General features: G+C 61.5%; 21 protein-coding genes and 1 pseudogene. 16 read left to right on the plus strand and 6 right to left on the minus strand.

What is annotated here, in order from left to right; genetic code table 11:
- Window position 1 precedes the first annotated feature (1 nt).
- From J1D76_RS08570 to J1D76_RS08620, 11 genes and pseudogenes are all read left to right on the plus strand, one after another.
- A complete protein-coding gene (locus tag J1D76_RS08570) occupies window positions 2–547 on the plus strand; it encodes a PilN domain-containing protein (protein WP_421137882.1) in 546 nt (181 codons plus the stop codon).
- The gene (locus J1D76_RS08575) at window positions 534–1,082 is read left to right on the plus strand and encodes a pilus assembly protein PilO (RefSeq protein ID WP_421137883.1); all 549 of its coding nucleotides are present in this window, start codon (window positions 534–536) and stop codon (window positions 1,080–1,082) included. Before J1D76_RS08570 ends, J1D76_RS08575 begins: the two co-directional genes overlap by 14 nt.
- Window positions 1,082–1,600, plus strand: a complete 519-nt coding sequence (locus tag J1D76_RS08580) for a hypothetical protein (RefSeq protein ID WP_421137884.1) — start codon at window positions 1,082–1,084, stop codon at window positions 1,598–1,600. The genes J1D76_RS08575 and J1D76_RS08580 overlap by 1 nt, the downstream gene beginning before the upstream one ends.
- Window positions 1,597–3,435 carry a secretin N-terminal domain-containing protein gene (locus J1D76_RS08585; RefSeq protein WP_421137885.1) on the plus strand — a complete coding sequence of 613 codons (1,839 nt, stop codon included), beginning with the start codon at window positions 1,597–1,599 and terminating at the stop codon, window positions 3,433–3,435. Before J1D76_RS08580 ends, J1D76_RS08585 begins: the two co-directional genes overlap by 4 nt.
- Window positions 3,436–3,437: 2 nt before the next feature.
- Complete coding sequence (locus J1D76_RS08590; RefSeq protein ID WP_421137886.1) at window positions 3,438–3,911, plus strand: type II secretion system protein; 474 nt, start codon at window positions 3,438–3,440, stop codon at window positions 3,909–3,911.
- Window positions 3,912–3,915: 4 nt separating this feature from the next.
- Complete coding sequence (locus J1D76_RS08595) at window positions 3,916–4,290, plus strand: type II secretion system protein (protein WP_421137887.1); 375 nt, start codon at window positions 3,916–3,918, stop codon at window positions 4,288–4,290.
- Window positions 4,265–4,804, plus strand: a complete 540-nt coding sequence (locus J1D76_RS08600; protein ID WP_421137888.1) for a type II secretion system protein — start codon at window positions 4,265–4,267, stop codon at window positions 4,802–4,804. The genes J1D76_RS08595 and J1D76_RS08600 overlap by 26 nt, the downstream gene beginning before the upstream one ends.
- Window positions 4,801–5,190, plus strand: a complete 390-nt coding sequence (gene csgE, locus J1D76_RS08605) for a curli production assembly/transport protein CsgE (protein WP_421137889.1) — start codon at window positions 4,801–4,803, stop codon at window positions 5,188–5,190. Before J1D76_RS08600 ends, csgE begins: the two co-directional genes overlap by 4 nt.
- Window positions 5,187–5,612 (plus strand): curli assembly protein CsgF, encoded by a 426-nt coding sequence (locus J1D76_RS08610; RefSeq protein WP_421137890.1) that lies wholly within the window; start codon window positions 5,187–5,189, stop codon window positions 5,610–5,612. Before csgE ends, J1D76_RS08610 begins: the two co-directional genes overlap by 4 nt.
- Before the next feature lie 31 nt (window positions 5,613–5,643).
- Window positions 5,644–6,507, plus strand: a complete 864-nt coding sequence (locus J1D76_RS08615) for a CsgG/HfaB family protein (RefSeq protein WP_421137891.1) — start codon at window positions 5,644–5,646, stop codon at window positions 6,505–6,507.
- 465 nt (window positions 6,508–6,972) lie between these two features.
- Window positions 6,973–7,074, plus strand: a pseudogene (locus tag J1D76_RS08620) (DUF6124 family protein); the annotation flags it as partial.
- Here J1D76_RS08620 and ppnN read toward each other — a convergent pair.
- Window positions 7,064–8,437, minus strand: coding sequence for a nucleotide 5'-monophosphate nucleosidase PpnN (gene ppnN, locus J1D76_RS08625; RefSeq protein ID WP_421137892.1), 1,374 nt, complete (start codon window positions 8,435–8,437; stop codon window positions 7,064–7,066). The pseudogene J1D76_RS08620 and the gene ppnN overlap by 11 nt on opposite strands.
- Window positions 8,438–8,653: 216 nt before the next feature.
- Here ppnN and J1D76_RS08630 point away from each other — a divergent pair, with 216 nt between their 5' ends.
- Window positions 8,654–9,181, plus strand: coding sequence for a DUF3087 domain-containing protein (locus tag J1D76_RS08630; RefSeq protein WP_421137893.1), 528 nt, complete (start codon window positions 8,654–8,656; stop codon window positions 9,179–9,181).
- A gap of 93 nt (window positions 9,182–9,274) precedes the next feature.
- A complete protein-coding gene (locus J1D76_RS08635) occupies window positions 9,275–10,786 on the plus strand; it encodes a sensor domain-containing diguanylate cyclase (RefSeq protein ID WP_421137894.1) in 1,512 nt (503 codons plus the stop codon).
- Window positions 10,787–10,796: 10 nt separating this feature from the next.
- On the opposite strand, the gene J1D76_RS08640 is transcribed toward J1D76_RS08635, so the two are convergent.
- From J1D76_RS08640 to J1D76_RS08650, 3 genes are all read right to left on the minus strand, one after another.
- Window positions 10,797–11,714: a LysR family transcriptional regulator gene (locus J1D76_RS08640; RefSeq protein ID WP_421137895.1), complete on the minus strand. Its 918-nt coding sequence runs from the start codon at window positions 11,712–11,714 to the stop codon at window positions 10,797–10,799.
- 106 nt (window positions 11,715–11,820) lie between these two features.
- The gene (locus tag J1D76_RS08645; protein WP_421137896.1) at window positions 11,821–12,186 is read right to left on the minus strand and encodes a DUF2784 domain-containing protein; all 366 of its coding nucleotides are present in this window, start codon (window positions 12,184–12,186) and stop codon (window positions 11,821–11,823) included.
- Window positions 12,187–12,223: 37 nt separating this feature from the next.
- Window positions 12,224–13,159: a diguanylate cyclase domain-containing protein gene (locus J1D76_RS08650; RefSeq protein WP_421137897.1), complete on the minus strand. Its 936-nt coding sequence runs from the start codon at window positions 13,157–13,159 to the stop codon at window positions 12,224–12,226.
- A gap of 172 nt (window positions 13,160–13,331) precedes the next feature.
- Here J1D76_RS08650 and J1D76_RS08655 point away from each other — a divergent pair, with 172 nt between their 5' ends.
- The 3 genes from J1D76_RS08655 to J1D76_RS08665 all read left to right on the plus strand — a co-directional run bounded on the left by J1D76_RS08655 (window position 13,332) and on the right by J1D76_RS08665 (window position 14,554).
- Window positions 13,332–14,030, plus strand: coding sequence for an AzlC family ABC transporter permease (locus J1D76_RS08655; protein WP_421137898.1), 699 nt, complete (start codon window positions 13,332–13,334; stop codon window positions 14,028–14,030).
- On the plus strand, window positions 14,030–14,341 hold the full coding sequence (locus J1D76_RS08660) for an AzlD domain-containing protein (protein ID WP_421138094.1): 312 nt from the start codon (window positions 14,030–14,032) through the stop codon (window positions 14,339–14,341). Before J1D76_RS08655 ends, J1D76_RS08660 begins: the two co-directional genes overlap by 1 nt.
- A 66-nt stretch (window positions 14,342–14,407) precedes the next feature.
- The gene (locus J1D76_RS08665) at window positions 14,408–14,554 is read left to right on the plus strand and encodes a hypothetical protein (protein ID WP_421137899.1); all 147 of its coding nucleotides are present in this window, start codon (window positions 14,408–14,410) and stop codon (window positions 14,552–14,554) included.
- 47 nt (window positions 14,555–14,601) lie between these two features.
- Here J1D76_RS08665 and J1D76_RS08670 read toward each other — a convergent pair whose 3' ends face one another.
- Together J1D76_RS08670 and J1D76_RS08675 are read right to left on the minus strand one after the other, a co-directional pair.
- A complete protein-coding gene (locus J1D76_RS08670) occupies window positions 14,602–14,877 on the minus strand; it encodes a hypothetical protein (protein ID WP_421137900.1) in 276 nt (91 codons plus the stop codon).
- A 260-nt stretch (window positions 14,878–15,137) separates the two neighbouring features.
- Complete coding sequence (locus J1D76_RS08675) at window positions 15,138–15,818, minus strand: SOS response-associated peptidase family protein (protein WP_421137901.1); 681 nt, start codon at window positions 15,816–15,818, stop codon at window positions 15,138–15,140.
- Window positions 15,819–15,939 lie beyond the last annotated feature (121 nt).

Here is a 15,939-nt window from a genome sequence, read left to right on the forward strand (position 1 = left end):
CATGCGCGCCCTGATGCTGGACTTCCAGCCGCGCCGCCGCTCAGGTCCCCTGGGCTGGAGCCTGCTGGCCGGTGGCGTGGTGCTGACGCTGACGTGCCTGCTGGTGCAACAACACCTGAGCAACGAAGCCGAACAACAGCAAGGCCACCTGCAAACCACGCAACGGGTACTCACTGGCGACAACGGCGGCAAGCTCAGCCTGAGCCCGGCGGAGACCCGCGAACAGGCACAGAACCTGGCCGAAATGCGCAAGGTCTCGCAACAATTGCGCCGGCCCTGGGAGCGCCTGTTCGCCACCCTCGAAGCCATGCCGCGGGACAACGTGGCGCTGCTGACCCTGACCCCGGACGCGCGCAAAGGCCAGGTGCGGATCAGCGCCGAGGCACGGGACCTGGACGCGATGCTCGACTTCCACCGCCGCCTCGAAGCCAGCGGCGAGCTGTCCGACGTGTCGCTGCTGAGCCACGAAATTGTCGCCAACGTGCCGGAGCACCCGGTGCAATTCAACCTGTCGGCTACCTGGGAGATCGGCGATGCAAATCCCTAAATTGATCGTCCACGAATACCTGCAAGGCCTCGGCGTACCGGGGCTGGCAGGCATGGCGATGCTGGTGCTGGCGCTGGGCTACGGGCTGGTCGGGTTGTTGCCGGACTGGGAATCGCTGCAAAACCTCAACCAGCAGACCCGCGAAGCCACCGAGTACCTGGCCAAGGTCGAGGACGGCAGCGTCGCTGCACCAGTGGTGCCGCAGCGTCAGCTCGACGACTTCCGCAGCAAGTTGCCGTCCCAGCCCCAGGCCACCGTGGCCATCGACAAGATCTATGCCCTGGCTGCCCAGGAACGCATCACCTTGTCCCGGGGCGAATACTCGCTGGGCGTGGACCCCAAGACCCATCTTGCCCGCTATCAGATTCTGCTGCCGGTGCGCGGCAGCTATCCGCAACTGCGGCGCTTCCTGCACGCCTTGCTCGGCCAGTTGCCGGCGGTGGTGTTGGAGGACGTGGAGTTCCAGCGCAAGAAAATCGCCGACACCGACCTGACCGGGCGGATCCGCATGACCCTTTACCTGTCGAGGTCATGATGAATACCAAACGCGTGGTGAGTTGGGTGGCGTTCTTCGGCGTGGCCGCTGCGCTGGCCTGGGCTCCGGATTACTTCAAGCAGGCGGACGACAGTGACCCGGCGGTGGCTGCCGTGGCAGCACCGGGCAAAGGAAAAAAACCTGGCGCAGCGGCGGTGGCATCGACCGCTGCGATGGCACCGATCAAGGACCTGAGCCCGGCGGGCGACCTGTTCGCCGCCCGCAGCTGGAAAGTGGCGCCGGCCCTGGGCACCGTCACCGAGCAAGCCGCGGTCAATGTCGCACCGGTGGTGCAAGTCCCCACTGCACCGCCGCTGCCTTTCCAGTTCATCGGGAGGCTGGATGACCGTTCCGATCTGCAGGTGTTCTTGCAGAACGGCGAAAAAATCTACGTCGTACGCAAAGGGGATGTGATCGACGAAACATGGAAGATCGAGCGGATTTCCGATGTGGAACTGAGCCTGGTCTATCTGCCTCTGCATTTAGCGCAGACCTTGTCTGTGGGGAGCACGCAATGAACAGATCCCGGTTGCTGATGAGCCTTTGTCTCTGTGCAGGGTTGGCCGCATGCAGTTCGGCAGAGGTTGCCAGGGACGAAGCCTCTGCCCTGATGGAGTCAGGCCAGTACGAGGCCGGTCTGGCGCGTATCGAACAAGGGTTGCGAGAAAACCCGCGCGATACCGATCTGCACATGGCCCTCAACAGCGGACGGGCCCGCGCCGTGACGGCACTATTGACCCAGGCCGACATGGACCGCGCCCAGCGCAATTTCGCCGGGGCCCGCATGACCTACAGCCGGGTGCTGAACATCGAGCCGAACAACCGTCGTGCCCAGGATGCCCTGCACCAACTCGACTATCTGCGCAGCATGGACGAGAAACTCGAACTGGCCCGTGGCGACCTGCGTCGCGGTGACATCTACGGTGCCGACCGCCAGGTCAAGCAGATCCTCGAATTGGACCCGAAGAACGAGGGCGCCCTGGAACTGCAAGACAACATCCGCCTGGTGCAAAGCCGCAACGTGGTGCAGTACCCCCAACTGCGTACGCGCCTCGACCGGCCAGTGACCCTGGAATTTCGCGACGCCAACCTGAAAACCATCTTCGAAGTGCTGTCGCAGGTGGCCGGCCTCAACTTCATCTTCGACAAGGACCTGCGCCCGGACATGAAAGCCACGATTTTCGTACGTGACGTGCGCATCGAAGACGCCGTGGAACTGCTGCTGCAACAGAACCAGTTGCACCAGAAAGTGGTGAACGAAAACACCTTGCTGATCTACCCGGACTCGCCGCAGAAACTCAAGGATTACCAGGAACTGGTGATGCGCACTTTCTACCTGACCAGCATCGATGCCAACACCGCGCTGAACATGATCAAGACCATGCTCAAGACGCGCGACGTGTTCGTCGATGAGCGCCTCAACACCCTGACCATGCGCGACACCGGCGACGCGATCCGCATGGCGGAAAAACTCTTGCAATCGCAAGACCAGTCCAACCCCGAAGTGGTGCTGGAAGTGGAAGTGATGGAAGTCGCCCGTCAGCGCATCCTCGACCTCGGCCTGCAATGGCCGAACACCTTCGGCGTGATCAACGGCGATGGCTCGCCGGTGTCGATTCTTGACCAGCTCAAAGGCATCGACGCCAGCCGCATCTCCATCAACCCATCGCCGCAGGCCAAGATCAACGCCCAGGACAAGGACATCAACACTCTGGCCAGCCCGGTGATCCGCGTGAGCAACCGCGAACAGGCGCGTATCCACATCGGTCAGCGCGTGCCGATCATCAGTGCCACCTCGGTGCCTTCGACCCAGGGCCCGGTGATCACCGAAAGCGTTACCTACCTCGACGTCGGTCTTAAACTGGAAGTGCAACCGATCGTGCACCTGAACAACGAAGTGGCGATCAAGATCGCGCTGGAAGTCAGTAACGCCACGCCGCTGACACCGACCGCCCAGGGCACCATTCCGGTCCAGGTCGATACCCGCAACGCCCAGACCACCTTGCGCCTGCACGATGGCGAAACCCAGATCCTCGCCGGCCTGGTGCGCAACGACCATGGCGCCGCCGGTAACAAGATCCCGGGCCTTGGCGACATTCCTGGCCTGGGCCGCCTGTTCGGCAGCAACCACGATGACATCTCCAAGTCCGAACTGGTGCTGTCGATCACCCCGCGGATCGTGCGCAACCTGCCGTACCAGAGTCCGTCGGACATGGAATTCTCGACCGGCACCGAAACCAGCATGCACATCCAGGCGCCGGACCGTTCGATGAGCACCACGGTTCAGGCGGCGCCCATGGGCGACCCCATGAGTGCGCCGGTCGCGACCACCGTTACCGTCGGGAAGCCTTGATCATGAACGCCTCGCAACGCGGTTTTACCCTGATCGAAGTCGTGGTGACGCTGGCCCTGGTCGGCCTGCTGGCCGGCATGGCCGCACCGCTGACCGAGACCGTGGTGCGCCGGGGCAAAGAGCAGGACCTGCGTACCGCGCTGTATCAGATCCGCGATGCCATCGACGCCTATAAACGCGCCTTCGATGCCGGCTATATCGAGAAGACGCTCGACAGCAGCGGCTATCCGCCGAACCTGAAAGTGCTGGTCGATGGGGTGCGTGATGTGCGCAGTGCCAAGGGCGCCAAGTTCTACTTCCTGCGGCGCATTCCCCGTGACCCGCTGGCCACCGCCAAGCGCGACGACGAGGGCGGCTGGGGCCTGCGTTCCTATGACAGTTCAGCCGAGAACCCGCGCGATGGCGAGGACGTCTTTGACGTTTACTCCAAGGCCCGCGGCAAGGGTCTCAACGGCATCGCCTACCGGGAGTGGTGAGCATATGCGTCGGCAAAAGGGTTTTACCTTGCTGGAACTGATGGTGGTCATGGCAATCATCGCAACCCTGATGACCATTGCCTTGCCACGCTACTTCAACAGCCTGGAGGCGTCCAAGGAGACCACCCTGCGCCAGAGCCTGTCGGCCATGCGCGAGGCGTTGGATCACTACTACGGCGACACCGGGCGTTATCCCGATTCCATCGATCAACTGGTCGAATTGCGTTACCTGCGCATCCAGCCGACCGACCCGATTGCCGCGCGCAAGGACACCTGGGTCATGGTCGCGCCACCGGAAGGCGTGGCGGGCGGGGTCGCCGATATCAAGAGTGGAGCCACCGGGAGGGCGCGTGATGGCAGCCTTTATTCCGAGTGGTAGGCCTTCGGGCCAGGACGGCTTCACCTACCTGGGTGTGCTGTTCCTGATCATCGTGATGGGCATGGGCCTGGCCAGTGCCGGCGAATTGTGGGCCACGGCTGCTCGCCGCGATCGCGAAAAACAATTGCTCTGGGCCGGCACGCAATATGCCCAGGCGCTGCGCAGCTACTACCGCAGTTCGCCAGGCTTGGCGCAGTACCCCAAGGAACTCGCGGACCTGTTGCAGGACGAGCGTTTTCCGTCGGCCAAGCACCATCTCCGCCAGTTGTACCCGGAGCCCATGAGCGGTGGCGAATGGTCGCTGATGCGCGGCATCGACGGGCGCATCAGCGGTGTGTACTGCCCGTCCACGGAGAAGCCGCTCAAGCAGGTGAACTTTCCCAGCCAGTGGTCCGACTTCACCGGCATGGCCAGCTACAAGGACTGGCAATTCGTGGCCGAGAAAGCCTTCCTCGACGGCACCAACGGACCACCCAAGGCACAGTCCGGCGCGCCCCAGGCGTTGCAGCCATGAACCGGCACTGGCTGGCGGCCCTGCTGCTGATGCTGATCGCGAACGTCGCCTGGGCCGAGGACGACGAGATGCTCGGGTTCATCATCGACGACACGATTTCGCACATCGGCCATGACTTCTATTACTCGTTCAGTGAACGGTTGCGGGCCACCAGCCCGATGAATTTCAACCTGGTGGTTCGTGAAAGACCTTCGGCGCGCTGGGGCAGCCTGGTGAGCGTGGAGTATCAGCAGCGACTGGTGTACCGGCGCTTCCTGCCGCCCAACACCGTGGAGTTGAAAGACGAGGCCTATGAGGCGGCCGACCTGGTCCGCTTGGAAATCGTGCGGCGCAAGCTGGAAGCCTTGTTGCAGGACACCACCGACCTTGAGAGGGACGAACTATGAAAACAAGAACTTTCTCGCAACGTACGGGATTGTGGTTGCTCGGTCTGGGGAGTTGCGGCCTGGTCCATGCCACCGAGTTGGTCTACACGCCCATCAACCCGTCATTCGGCGGCAATCCGCTGAATGGCACCTGGCTGCTCAACAACGCCCAGGCGCAGAACGACTACGACGACCCGGACTTGAAAAACCGAACCGCCGCGACCGGGACTTCGGCCCTGGAGCGTTTTACCGCGCAGTTGCAATCGCGGTTGCTGGGGCAATTGCTGGACAACATCTCTACCGGCAACACCGGGAGCCTGTCGACTGACGCGTTCATCGTCAACGTCGTCGACGACTCCGGGGCATTGACGATCAATGTCACTGACCGGGCCACCGGTGAAGTGTCGGAAATCCAGGTAAACGGTGTCACCACCACCCCTTGACGGGGATTTGGGCGGATGGGGAGTTACGGACATGAAAAAAATAATTGTGCTAGGGATGCTGTTGGCGGCGCTGTCCGGCTGCGGTTTGCGCGAGCCGATGCCCGCCGAGCAGGACACTGAAACCCCGACCTTGACCCCAAGGGCCTCGACTTATTACGACTTGCTGAACATGCCACGGCCCAAGGGCAAATTGATGGCGGTGGTGTATGGCTTCCGTGACCAGACCGGGCAGTACAAGCCGACGCCGGCCAGTTCGTTTTCCACCAGCGTGACCCAGGGCGCGGCGAGCATGCTGATGGATGCCTTGCAGGCCAGTGGCTGGTTCGTGGTGCTGGAGCGCGAAGGGCTGCAGAACCTGCTGACCGAACGCAAGATCATCCGCGCCTCGCAGAAAAAGCCGAACACGCCGGTGAACATCCAGGGTGAACTGCCGCCCCTGCAAGCGGCGAACATGATGCTCGAAGGCGGGGTCATCGCCTACGACACCAACGTGCGCAGCGGTGGGGAAGGGGCTCGTTACCTGGGCATCGACATTTCCCGGGAGTACCGGGTGGACCAGGTCACCGTGAACCTGCGGGCGATTGACGTGCGCAGCGGGCAGGTGCTGGCCAATGTGATGACTAGCAAGACCATCTATTCGGTCGGGCGCAACGCCGGTGTGTTCAAGTTCATCGAGTTCAAGAAGCTGCTCGAGGCTGAGGTCGGCTACACCACCAACGAACCGGCGCAGTTGTGTGTGCTGTCGGCGATCGAATCGGCGGTGGGGCATTTGCTGGCGCAGGGGATCGAGCGGCACCTGTGGCAGGTGGCGGGGGATAATTCCGAGCCTGCGCAGAATGAGACGCTGGATCGGTATTTGACGCAGAACAAGGTGGACCCTGAGAGTTCGCAGTGAGTTGGGTGCTTTTGGCCTTGGCGGCCTTCGGGCCGACCAGGCTGTGGGTTGATTGAGTGCATATCCGTTTCTGCGGTCACGGCGGCTGGCGGTTTCGCCCTTGCGGCGAGTCCCTTTTGGCAAACGCCCCAAAAGGAACCAAAAGGTCTCGCCCCGAGCGTCCGGCCCCTCGCTGGGGCTCAGCGTTCCTTCGTTCCGAGGGGGCGGGTGGATCAAGGTCAAGGGCTGCAGGCGAGCTAACGCTCGGCCTGATGAGTGGTTAAGAGCGTGGGTGTACGCCGATCAACTGTAGGAGCTGGCTTGCCAGCGAAGGCGGCCTGTCGGGCAATGGTGATGTGGGAGCTGCTGGCCTCTTCGCTGGCAAGCCAGCGCCTACAAATTCGCGGTGAATCCAAATCTGACGCCTGGCAAATCCCCGGAGCCGGCTTGCCCGCGAAGGCGACCTGCCAGCCGACGAAAATCTTCTTTCTGGACGGCCCGCAGCGCAGCATGTTGTTGGATATCCAGCAGGTGATCATGCTGGCGGATCTGGCGATCAACCGCGCGCTGGACAGCGTTACGCCACGACCCGATAACACGGCACATACGCCGCGCCGCCCGGCAGCTTCATGCGGTGTTGGGCGACGAAGGCTTTGAGCAGCTGTTCCAGCGGTTGCATGATCGCGGCGTCGCCACGGATCTGATACGGCCCGTGCTCCTCGATCAAGCGGATGCCCTTGTCCTTGACGTTGCCGGCGACGATGCCGGAAAACGCACGACGCAGGTTGGCCGCCAGTTCGTGGGGCGGCAGGTCGAGGCTCAGTTTGAGGTTGGCCATGTTTTCGTGGGTTGGATCGAACGGACGCTGGAAGCCTTCGTCGATTTTCAGCAGCCAGTTGAAGTGGAACGCATCGTTGCGCTCGCGGCGGAACTGCTTGACCGCCTTGAGTCCCTGAGTCATCTGGCGTGCCACTTCGGCCGGGTCATCGATGATGATCTGGTAGTGCTGCTTGGCGGCGTCGCCCAGGGTGGCGCCGACGAACGCGTCGAGTTGTTCCAGATACGGCGCAGCGTGATTCGGCCCGGTGAGGATGACCGGGAAGGGCAGGCCTTCGTTGTCCGGGTGCATCAGGATGCCCAGCAGGTACAGGAACTCTTCGGCCGTGCCGGCGCCGCCCGGGAAGATGATGATCCCGTGACCGACGCGCACGAAGGCTTCCAGGCGTTTTTCGATGTCCGGCAGGATCACCAGTTCGTTGACGATCGGGTTCGGCGCTTCGGCGGCGATGATCCCCGGTTCAGTCAAGCCCAGGTAGCGGCCGCCGTGGATGCGTTGCTTGGCGTGGGCGATGGTCGCGCCTTTCATCGGGCCTTTCATCACGCCGGGGCCACAACCGGTGCAGATGTCCAGGCTGCGCAGGCCCAGTTCGTGGCCGACTTTCTTGGTGTATTTGTATTCTTCGGTGTTGATCGAGTGGCCGCCCCAGCACACCACGATCTTGGGCTCGACGCCGGGGCGCAGGGTGCGGGCGTTGCGCAGCAGGTGGAAGACGTAGTCGCTGATGCCCTGGGAGTTGCTCAGGTCGATGCGCTGGCTGTCGAGTTCGTTTTCGGTGTAGACGATGTCGCGCAGGGCGCTGAACAGCATTTCCCGGGTGCTGGCGATCATTTCGCCGTCGACGAAGGCGTCGGCGGGGGCGTTCAACAGTTCCAGGCGAACGCCGCGGTCCTGCTGGTGAATACGGATTTCAAAGTCTTTGTAGGCTTCAAGGATGGTCTTGGCGTTGTCGACATGCGCGCCGGTGTTGAGGATGGCCAGGGCGCACTGGCGGAAGAGGGTGTAGGTGCTGCCGGAACCGGCTTCGCTCAATTGCTGGACTTCGCGTTGCGAGAGCGTTTCCAGGCTGCCTTTTGGACTGACGGAGGCGTTGATTACTTGGCGTTGGGTCATTCAATGATCCTTAAAACGATGCCATTCACACAGCAACGACGAACGGCATCCGAATAATGTGTATTCATGAAAGAAGATGGCACGAACTGCGCGGTCTCGCCATGTCCCCCGCTTGACGATGAAAAGATGAAAAGGAGCCCCAGCATAGCTAAATCCTTCGCAGAGGCGATAATGGCCCGCGGTCTTTTTGCCCAGAATTGAAGGAAACCCGACGCAATGTTCGAAATCCAGCCGATGAACGCCGACACCTATCGGCAAAAGACACGGCGCAGTACGGTGATGATTGCCCTGATTTTCCTGGCGCTGGCGATGGCCCTGTCGACGCTGGCAGTGGCGTTTTTCGGAACGCCTGGCGGCGACAATCTGCGGTTCAACGTCGGCGGCGTGTTCGTCGCCGTGCTGCTGATGGTGGCGCTGATGCGCAAAGTGTTCTGGACCCAGCCATGGATGCGGCCGGCAGTCTATAGTTGGCAACTCAAGCGCAGCCTGATGAGCGTTACCAATGTCATGCATCATGTGACAGCAGCCGTGGAGCAGGGCGATCCGGTGGCGATGAAGCTGCTGCGTTTCTATCATTTGGGGTTGAACCAGATGCATCAGCTCGATGGCAACTCCAGCGACCACACCCAGTTGAGCCATGAAATGGAGCAGCACAAGCAACGGATGCAAGCGCTGAATATCGACACCGAGCAGACGCGCCTGGATCCGGCGTGGCTGGCGGCGGTAAAACCGTCGTCACGCTAGGATCCTTGCAACAAGGGCGACCCGGGACGGTCGCCCTGCCATCGACGCTCAGGAAACCGCAGGGGAGATCCATCGATCAACGATCACATTGAAATGCTCCGGCCCGCCGTGACCCGGCTGAAAGTCCGTTCGGCGGTGATCCTGCTGGTCGCGGTGTGCCTGTCGATGGCGGCCATTGTGGTCTGGGAAGCCTGGAGTTCGCGCCAGTACCACCTGCATGACAAGGAAGTGGCGATGTCCAACCTTGCGCAGACCCTGGCGTCGCAGGCCCAGGCGTCGATCAAGCAGGCCGACACGTTGCTGTTCACCCTGGTCGATCGCCTGGAACACGACGGTGTCGATCAATCCCGCCTGCCGCCATTGCTCAACGCCCAGCGCAAAGAGTTGACCCAGCTCCACGGCCTGTTCGTGTTCGACGAACACGGCCAGTGGCTCGCCAATTCCAATGGCGCCGGGCAAACCGGCGTCAACAATGCCGACCGCGAATACTTCATCTACCACCGCGACAACCCCAGCCGTGGACCGCACATCGGGCCGGCGATCAAGAGCCGTTCGAGCGGTGAATGGATCATGACCGTATCGCGCCGGGTCAATCATCCCGATGGCAGTTTTGCCGGGGTGGCGCTGGCGACGATCTACCTCAGCCATTTCCTCGAACTCTACGACAGCATCGACATGGGCAGTAACGGCGTGATCAACCTGATCGCCGACAATGCCACCATCGTCATTCGCAGGCCATTCAAGGAGTCGGAGATCGGTACCAGCCTGTCCAAGAGCCCGCTGTTCACCGAGCTGCTGCCCAAGGGCGATGCCGGCACCGCGACGATCCGCTCGGTCATCGACGGTGTCGAACGGGTTACGGGGTATCGCCGGGTCGAGGACTATCCGCTGATCGTCTTTGCCGCGGTGAACAAGGACGAAGTGCTGGCCAGCTGGCGTCGCGAAACCCTGCTCAGTGCCTGCATCGTCACGCTGTTGTTGAGCATTCTCGGGGTTCTGGGGGGGCGCCTGATCAAGCTGATGAGGCAGCAGAACCTGGTGCAGGTCGAGTTGCTGGACACCCAGGACAAGCTGCTGGAAGTCAATCGCAACCTCGAAAGCCTGGCCCTCAAGGATGCGCTGACCGGGCTCGCCAACCGGCGTCAGCTCGACGCGTTCATCGATGCCGAACTGAGCCGGGCCCGGCGCAACCAGAGCGAACTGGCGCTGCTAATGATCGATGTCGATCACTTCAAGCCGTATAACGACCGCTATGGTCACCTGGCCGGTGACGAGTGTTTGCGCAAGGTCAGCGCGATCATCCTCGACAACATCAAGCGCCCCGGCGATCTCGCCGCCCGTTACGGGGGTGAAGAGTTCGCCGTGGTACTTCCCGGCACCGACTACGTGGGTGCATTTCTGGTGGCGGAGAAAATCCGTCGTGCAGTGCTTCAGGCCGAGATTGCCCACAATGCCAGCCCTGAAGGCCGGGTAACCGTCAGCGTCGGCGTGTGCGCCAGCCAGGCCGCGTCGCCGGTCCGTCCCGAGGACCTGATTGGGGCAGCAGACAAGGCGTTGTACGTGGCCAAGGCCAGTGGGCGGAACATGAGCGTGATTGCCAACTGAGCGTCAGGCCTCAGTCAAAGCGGTCCATGCCTTGTACCAGTCGGTTGGCCAACTGGGGTTTTTCCAGTTGTTGCAGCCACCAGCCGAGGGCGCGGCCGTCATGGTCGCCCCGCCAGCCGGCGTAGAGGATGTTCGGCTCGCGCGGGTCGGCCATGGTTTTTTCAACCAGCGTGCCATTTTTCAACAGCGAGCCCACGCGATGGCGCGGCAACCAGCCCACCCCCAGCGCATCGCACTGGGCGAGGATTTTCGCGCGCATGGTCGGCACGGCCAATACGGTTTGCCCGCCGGTGACGCCGTAGGTGCTGCCTTCGGTGGCTCTGGATGAGTCGGCCACCACGATCGCCCGGTGCTGCGCGACCATGGCCCGGGTGATCGGGCCTTTGGCCTTGGCCAGCGGGTGTTTGGGCGACACCGCGAACACCCATTCCATTTGCCCCAGTTGCATCCAGCGCAAGGTTGGGATGGCGGGCGGTTCGTTGGTGGCGCCGATGATCAGGTCCGCGCGGCCTTCGCGCAGGGCTTCCCAGACGCCTTTGAGCACTTCCTGGGTGATGCGCAGCGGCACGCCCGATTGCAGCGCATCGAATTCGTGGATCACCGGGACCAGGGTTTCAAACTCCAGCAGTTCGTCGGTGACGATCCACAGGCGGCTTTCCCAGCCGTTGGCGACTTGCTGCACCCGTTGCGTCAGGCGCGAGACGTCCTGCATCAGCCGCGCCGCCTCGTTGACCAGCAACTCGCCCGCCGGGGTCAATTGCAAGCGGTAGCGGCGACGGTCGAACAGCAATGCATCGAAGCGCTCCTCCAACTGTCGCGCCGCATAGGACACGGTGGACGGCGCCTTGCCCAAGTGCGCCGCTGCCCGCGACAGGCTGCCGGTCTCGCGGATGGCCTCAAGCAGTGCCAGGTCTTCTGTCGACAACATGGATTGATCCCCGAACGAAAACCACAGTGTAGGAGGCGGCATGCCGGCGAAGAGGATTTTGGCTGTTGCGTTGTTTTTGCGGACGCCTTCGCTGGCAAGTCAGCGCCTACAGAGGGCGGCGTTGATGCAGTAGTCGAAGATAGCCCCATAGATTGATCGCCAACACCATCGCGCCCAACCCCAGTTGGATGCCGGGCGTCAGGCCTGCCGGATAAATCACTGGCCAAACGTAGTGCTCGATGAAACCGCCACCATAGCCACTTTGCCCGGCGCCATGGCGCATCCGGTTTTCCCATTCGGTCAGCGGGCAGGGCAGGTGGACGAACTCCACCGCCATCCCCCACAACGCAGCGGGCAGATGCCACACGATCAACCCGCGCCACTTGAGCACCAGCAGCCCGCCGAACAACACAAACCCAATGAACATCAGGTGAAACAGCACCAAGCCGTCAGCTGCGATTCGGTACAGCATGTCGGTGTCCCTGCCTCAGTTGCCAGCACGCTGCCCGTCAGTCACGAAAGTCCGCGAACTCGGCGCGCATCCGGCCGTTGTGCTTGGCCTTGTAGAGCAACTGGTCGACCTGTTCGATGAACTCCAGCGCCGTGGCATGCACCGACGCCGCCGTGGTGCCGACCCCCAGGCTGATGCTCAGCAGGTTCGACACCGCGGAAAACTCATGGACAATCTGCTGCTGGCGAATCAGGTGCAGGCATTTGTGTGCCACCCGCCGGGCGGATTCGGCGTCCGTTTCCGGCAATAGCCAGACGAACTCTTCACCGCCGATCCGGGCGATGAAATCCCGGGGCCGATTGGCCGCCAGCGACAGGGTTTGCGCCACCCGGCGCAGGCATTCGTCACCCTTGATGTGGCCGTAATGGTCGTTGTACTGCTTGAAGTAATCGATATCCAGCACCAGCACCGACAAGGGCAAACCGGTGCGCTGGGCGTTGGCCCACTCGCGTTCCAGCACCGTGTCGAACATGCGCCGGTTGGCGATGCCGGTCAGGCCGTCCTGGAAGGAAAATTCCTCCAGTTGCTTTTGCAAGCGGATCAGGTGTTCCTCGGTTTTCTTGCGCTCGCTGATGTCGAACATGAAACCCACCAGCGCCTCGACTTCCCCGTCCTTGCGCACCACGTGCACCACATCGCGAATCCACACGTACTCGCCACTGTCGGTGAGGGCGCGGTAGTCGGCTTCGTGATCGACGCCGGCGCGTGACTGCGAGACGCAGAAGTCCACCACATAGTCGCGGTCATCCGGGTGCATGCGCTCGACCCAGTCGTTGACCGACGCCCAACTGTCCTGCTTCCAGCCCAACAGTGCTTCGATCTGCGGCCCAATGTAGCTGAACGTCATGGTTTTCCAGTCGATGCGCCAGGGAATCGCCCGGGTCGATTCCAGCAGGGTTTTATAGACGTCGTTATCGGTTTCGACTGAGCTCATGAACGGCCTGGCCTCGAAGGAAAAAATGCAGCGCCATCATGTTGCTACCACGTTAGCGAAGCAAGCCGGCAGCCGATGAATGGAGCCGGTTCACGCAAGTGCGCAAGATTGTTCAAGCCTTGGGCGCGAACAGCTGGCAAAGTCCCGGGTCTTTCCCTGTCTGTAGAGCGTTATGTCCAACTCAAACATGCCGCGCAGTGCCTTTCTACGCGGCGCGGCGGCGATCATGCCGTTGTCCCTGGCCACTGCGCCGTGGGGCTTGCTGGCCGGTTCCATGGCCATTGAAGCCAATCTCACCCCGCTGCAAGGCCAGGGCCTGTCGAGCATCGTGTTTGCCGGTGCGGCGCAACTGGTGGCGATCGGCATGCTCAAGGGCGGCGCCGGGATTTTTTCGATCCTGCTCACCACCTTGCTGCTCACCTCCCAGCATTTGCTGTATGGCATGAGCCTGCGTTCGGTGATTTCGCCGTTGCCGGGGCGCTGGCGCGTGGGGCTGGGGTTCTTGTTGACCGACGAGTTGTTCGCCCTCACCAGCCAGCACGACAAACAGCAGTTCAACCGCTGGTACGCCCTCGGCGTGGGCCTGACGTTCTACATCGCCTGGAACCTGTTCACCTTGGCGGGCATCGTGCTCGGCAGCAGCATTCCGGGCCTTGAACACCTGGGCCTGGATTTTTCCATCGCCGCCACCTTCATCGCACTGATCACCCCGGTGGTGCGCAATGTGCCGACCGTGGTGTGCGTGGCGGTGTCGCTGTTTTGTTCGGTGTTATTCAGTTACTGGCAATGGGGCTCGGCGCTGGTGTTATCGGGGCTGGCGGGCATGACCGCCGGGTTTGTCTGCAATAAATTCTACGGTGGACGCATATGATGGTCTGGGCAGTGATTTTCGGCATGGGCATGCTGGTGTTCCTCAACCGCTACGTCTTTCTGGAGCCGCGGTTGCCGGTGCGCCTGAGCAGCAATGCCCGGCAATTCCTCGGGTTCGCCGTCCCGGGCATGTTGACCGCGATCTGCGGCCCCATCGTGTTCATGCCGGAAAAGCAGTTGAACCTGCACTGGGACAACCCCTACCTGATCAGCTCATTGGTGGCCGTCGGGTTGGTGCTGTACACCCGCAACACCTTGCTCAGCATGTTGCTCAGCATGGGCTTCTTCTTTTTGCTGCGCTGGTGGCTCTGAGCACGGCCCGGGGATCTGTTCTACGCTTAAAACGGATGACCGATCCCTTCAGGAAGAGAGGTGAGCATGGCCAATGACCCCAAGCGTCCGGACCCGGATGAAGACGTGGACGACGAACCCACGGAAGAAGAGATTGAGCGCCAGAAGCGTGCCGAAAAGACCTGGAAGCATGACGACAGCAGTGAGCTGTCCGAGCCTGACCGCAAGTTCTGAACTGCGAAAACCACAAAGCCCCGTCTTCCGAGCGGGGCTTTGTCGTATCACCCTTGTTCCATGACCTCTGGAAATTCAGGGTGGGCTGCGCGATATCCCAATGTCTTGTCGATCCAGGCGTTCAGCTCGTTGACCATCACCGGCGGTTTGCCGGGGTAATCTTCCAGGGTTGAACTCAGGATTTCATGAATGTCGGGTACGGATCGCAAGTTGCGGGTTTGTATGTATTGCTTGATAAAGCAAGCGAGTTGGTAGTGCTCCGTCTTTGTAAGATGAATGCACGCCAGACTCACGACTTGATCGTTTATGTAGTCGTCGCGCAATTTAGTTCTCTGCAAGGCTTGTGTATGAGATTTCCTTTTTTGTTGACTCTTTGGTCAGCTGTCGGTGTTGCTGGAAATTCGGCGCGAATGCTAGCCGCAGTGACAAAAAATGTATCTATTTCGACTATGGAGTCTGACAAGCGGTAGAGGTGTTCAAATGCTACTGTTATTTGATTGAAACAGTAGTTGTAACGATATAGAGCCTTCGGTGGGAGAGGCCATTGTTATTAATGAAAGGGTTACTGTCGTTATTGATAAGTTCACGAAACTACGGTAATTAACGCAGCGCTCTGATTCCTGACATTGCCCACCGCCTTGTCGACCCTGTACCACTCAAATTTGTCACTGGCCTCGCCTTGGGACAGCGCCATCTCTTCGGCCCGTTCCTTGGGTGTGGCCGGGTCGAGCCATTCCCGCGCCAGTTCGGGCGAGAACACCACCGGGCGTCGGTCGTGCACGTCGAGCAGGCCACCGGCACTGTCGGCGGTGATGATGACGAAACCGTCGTGCTCCCTGGAGGGTGCACCGCCAATCGGGAACTGGCCGATGGCCGCACAGAACACCGGTGCGTGATCCCGCCGCCGGATCAGCCACGGTTGTTTGCCGGCATCGCCTTCGTCGACCCATTCGAACCAGTTATCGATCGGACAAATCGCGCGGTGCGGCCAGATGGCCCGGAAGTATGGGCCATGGGCGACTTTCTCGACCCGGGCATTGATCGGCGCCACGCGATCGGTGGCCCAGTGCGGGCGCCAGCCCCAGCGCACGGCGTCGGCGTGTAGCCGTTGATTTTCCAGGTGCAGCAAGGCGAGTTGCGTGGTGGGCGCGGCGTTATAGCGGGCCAGCGGTTCATCGCCGACGTGATTGATCAGCGCGTCGGGCATGCTCAGCACCGCCACGAAATCGTGAATCCCGCGGTATTGCGACAGTCGTCCGCACATGGCCTGGCACTCCGGTTGCGCATTGCCTTGAGTTTAGTAGGTGGCGACACAATGGGCATGTCGAGCACTGGAACCAAACTCTGTGTACCCTATCCAACCTCGGCTCGTGGTCTCAATGCGG

The sequence above is a fragment of the Pseudomonas sp. NFX15 genome (assembly GCF_049132105.1).
Lineage (GTDB): Bacteria > Pseudomonadota > Gammaproteobacteria > Pseudomonadales > Pseudomonadaceae > Aquipseudomonas.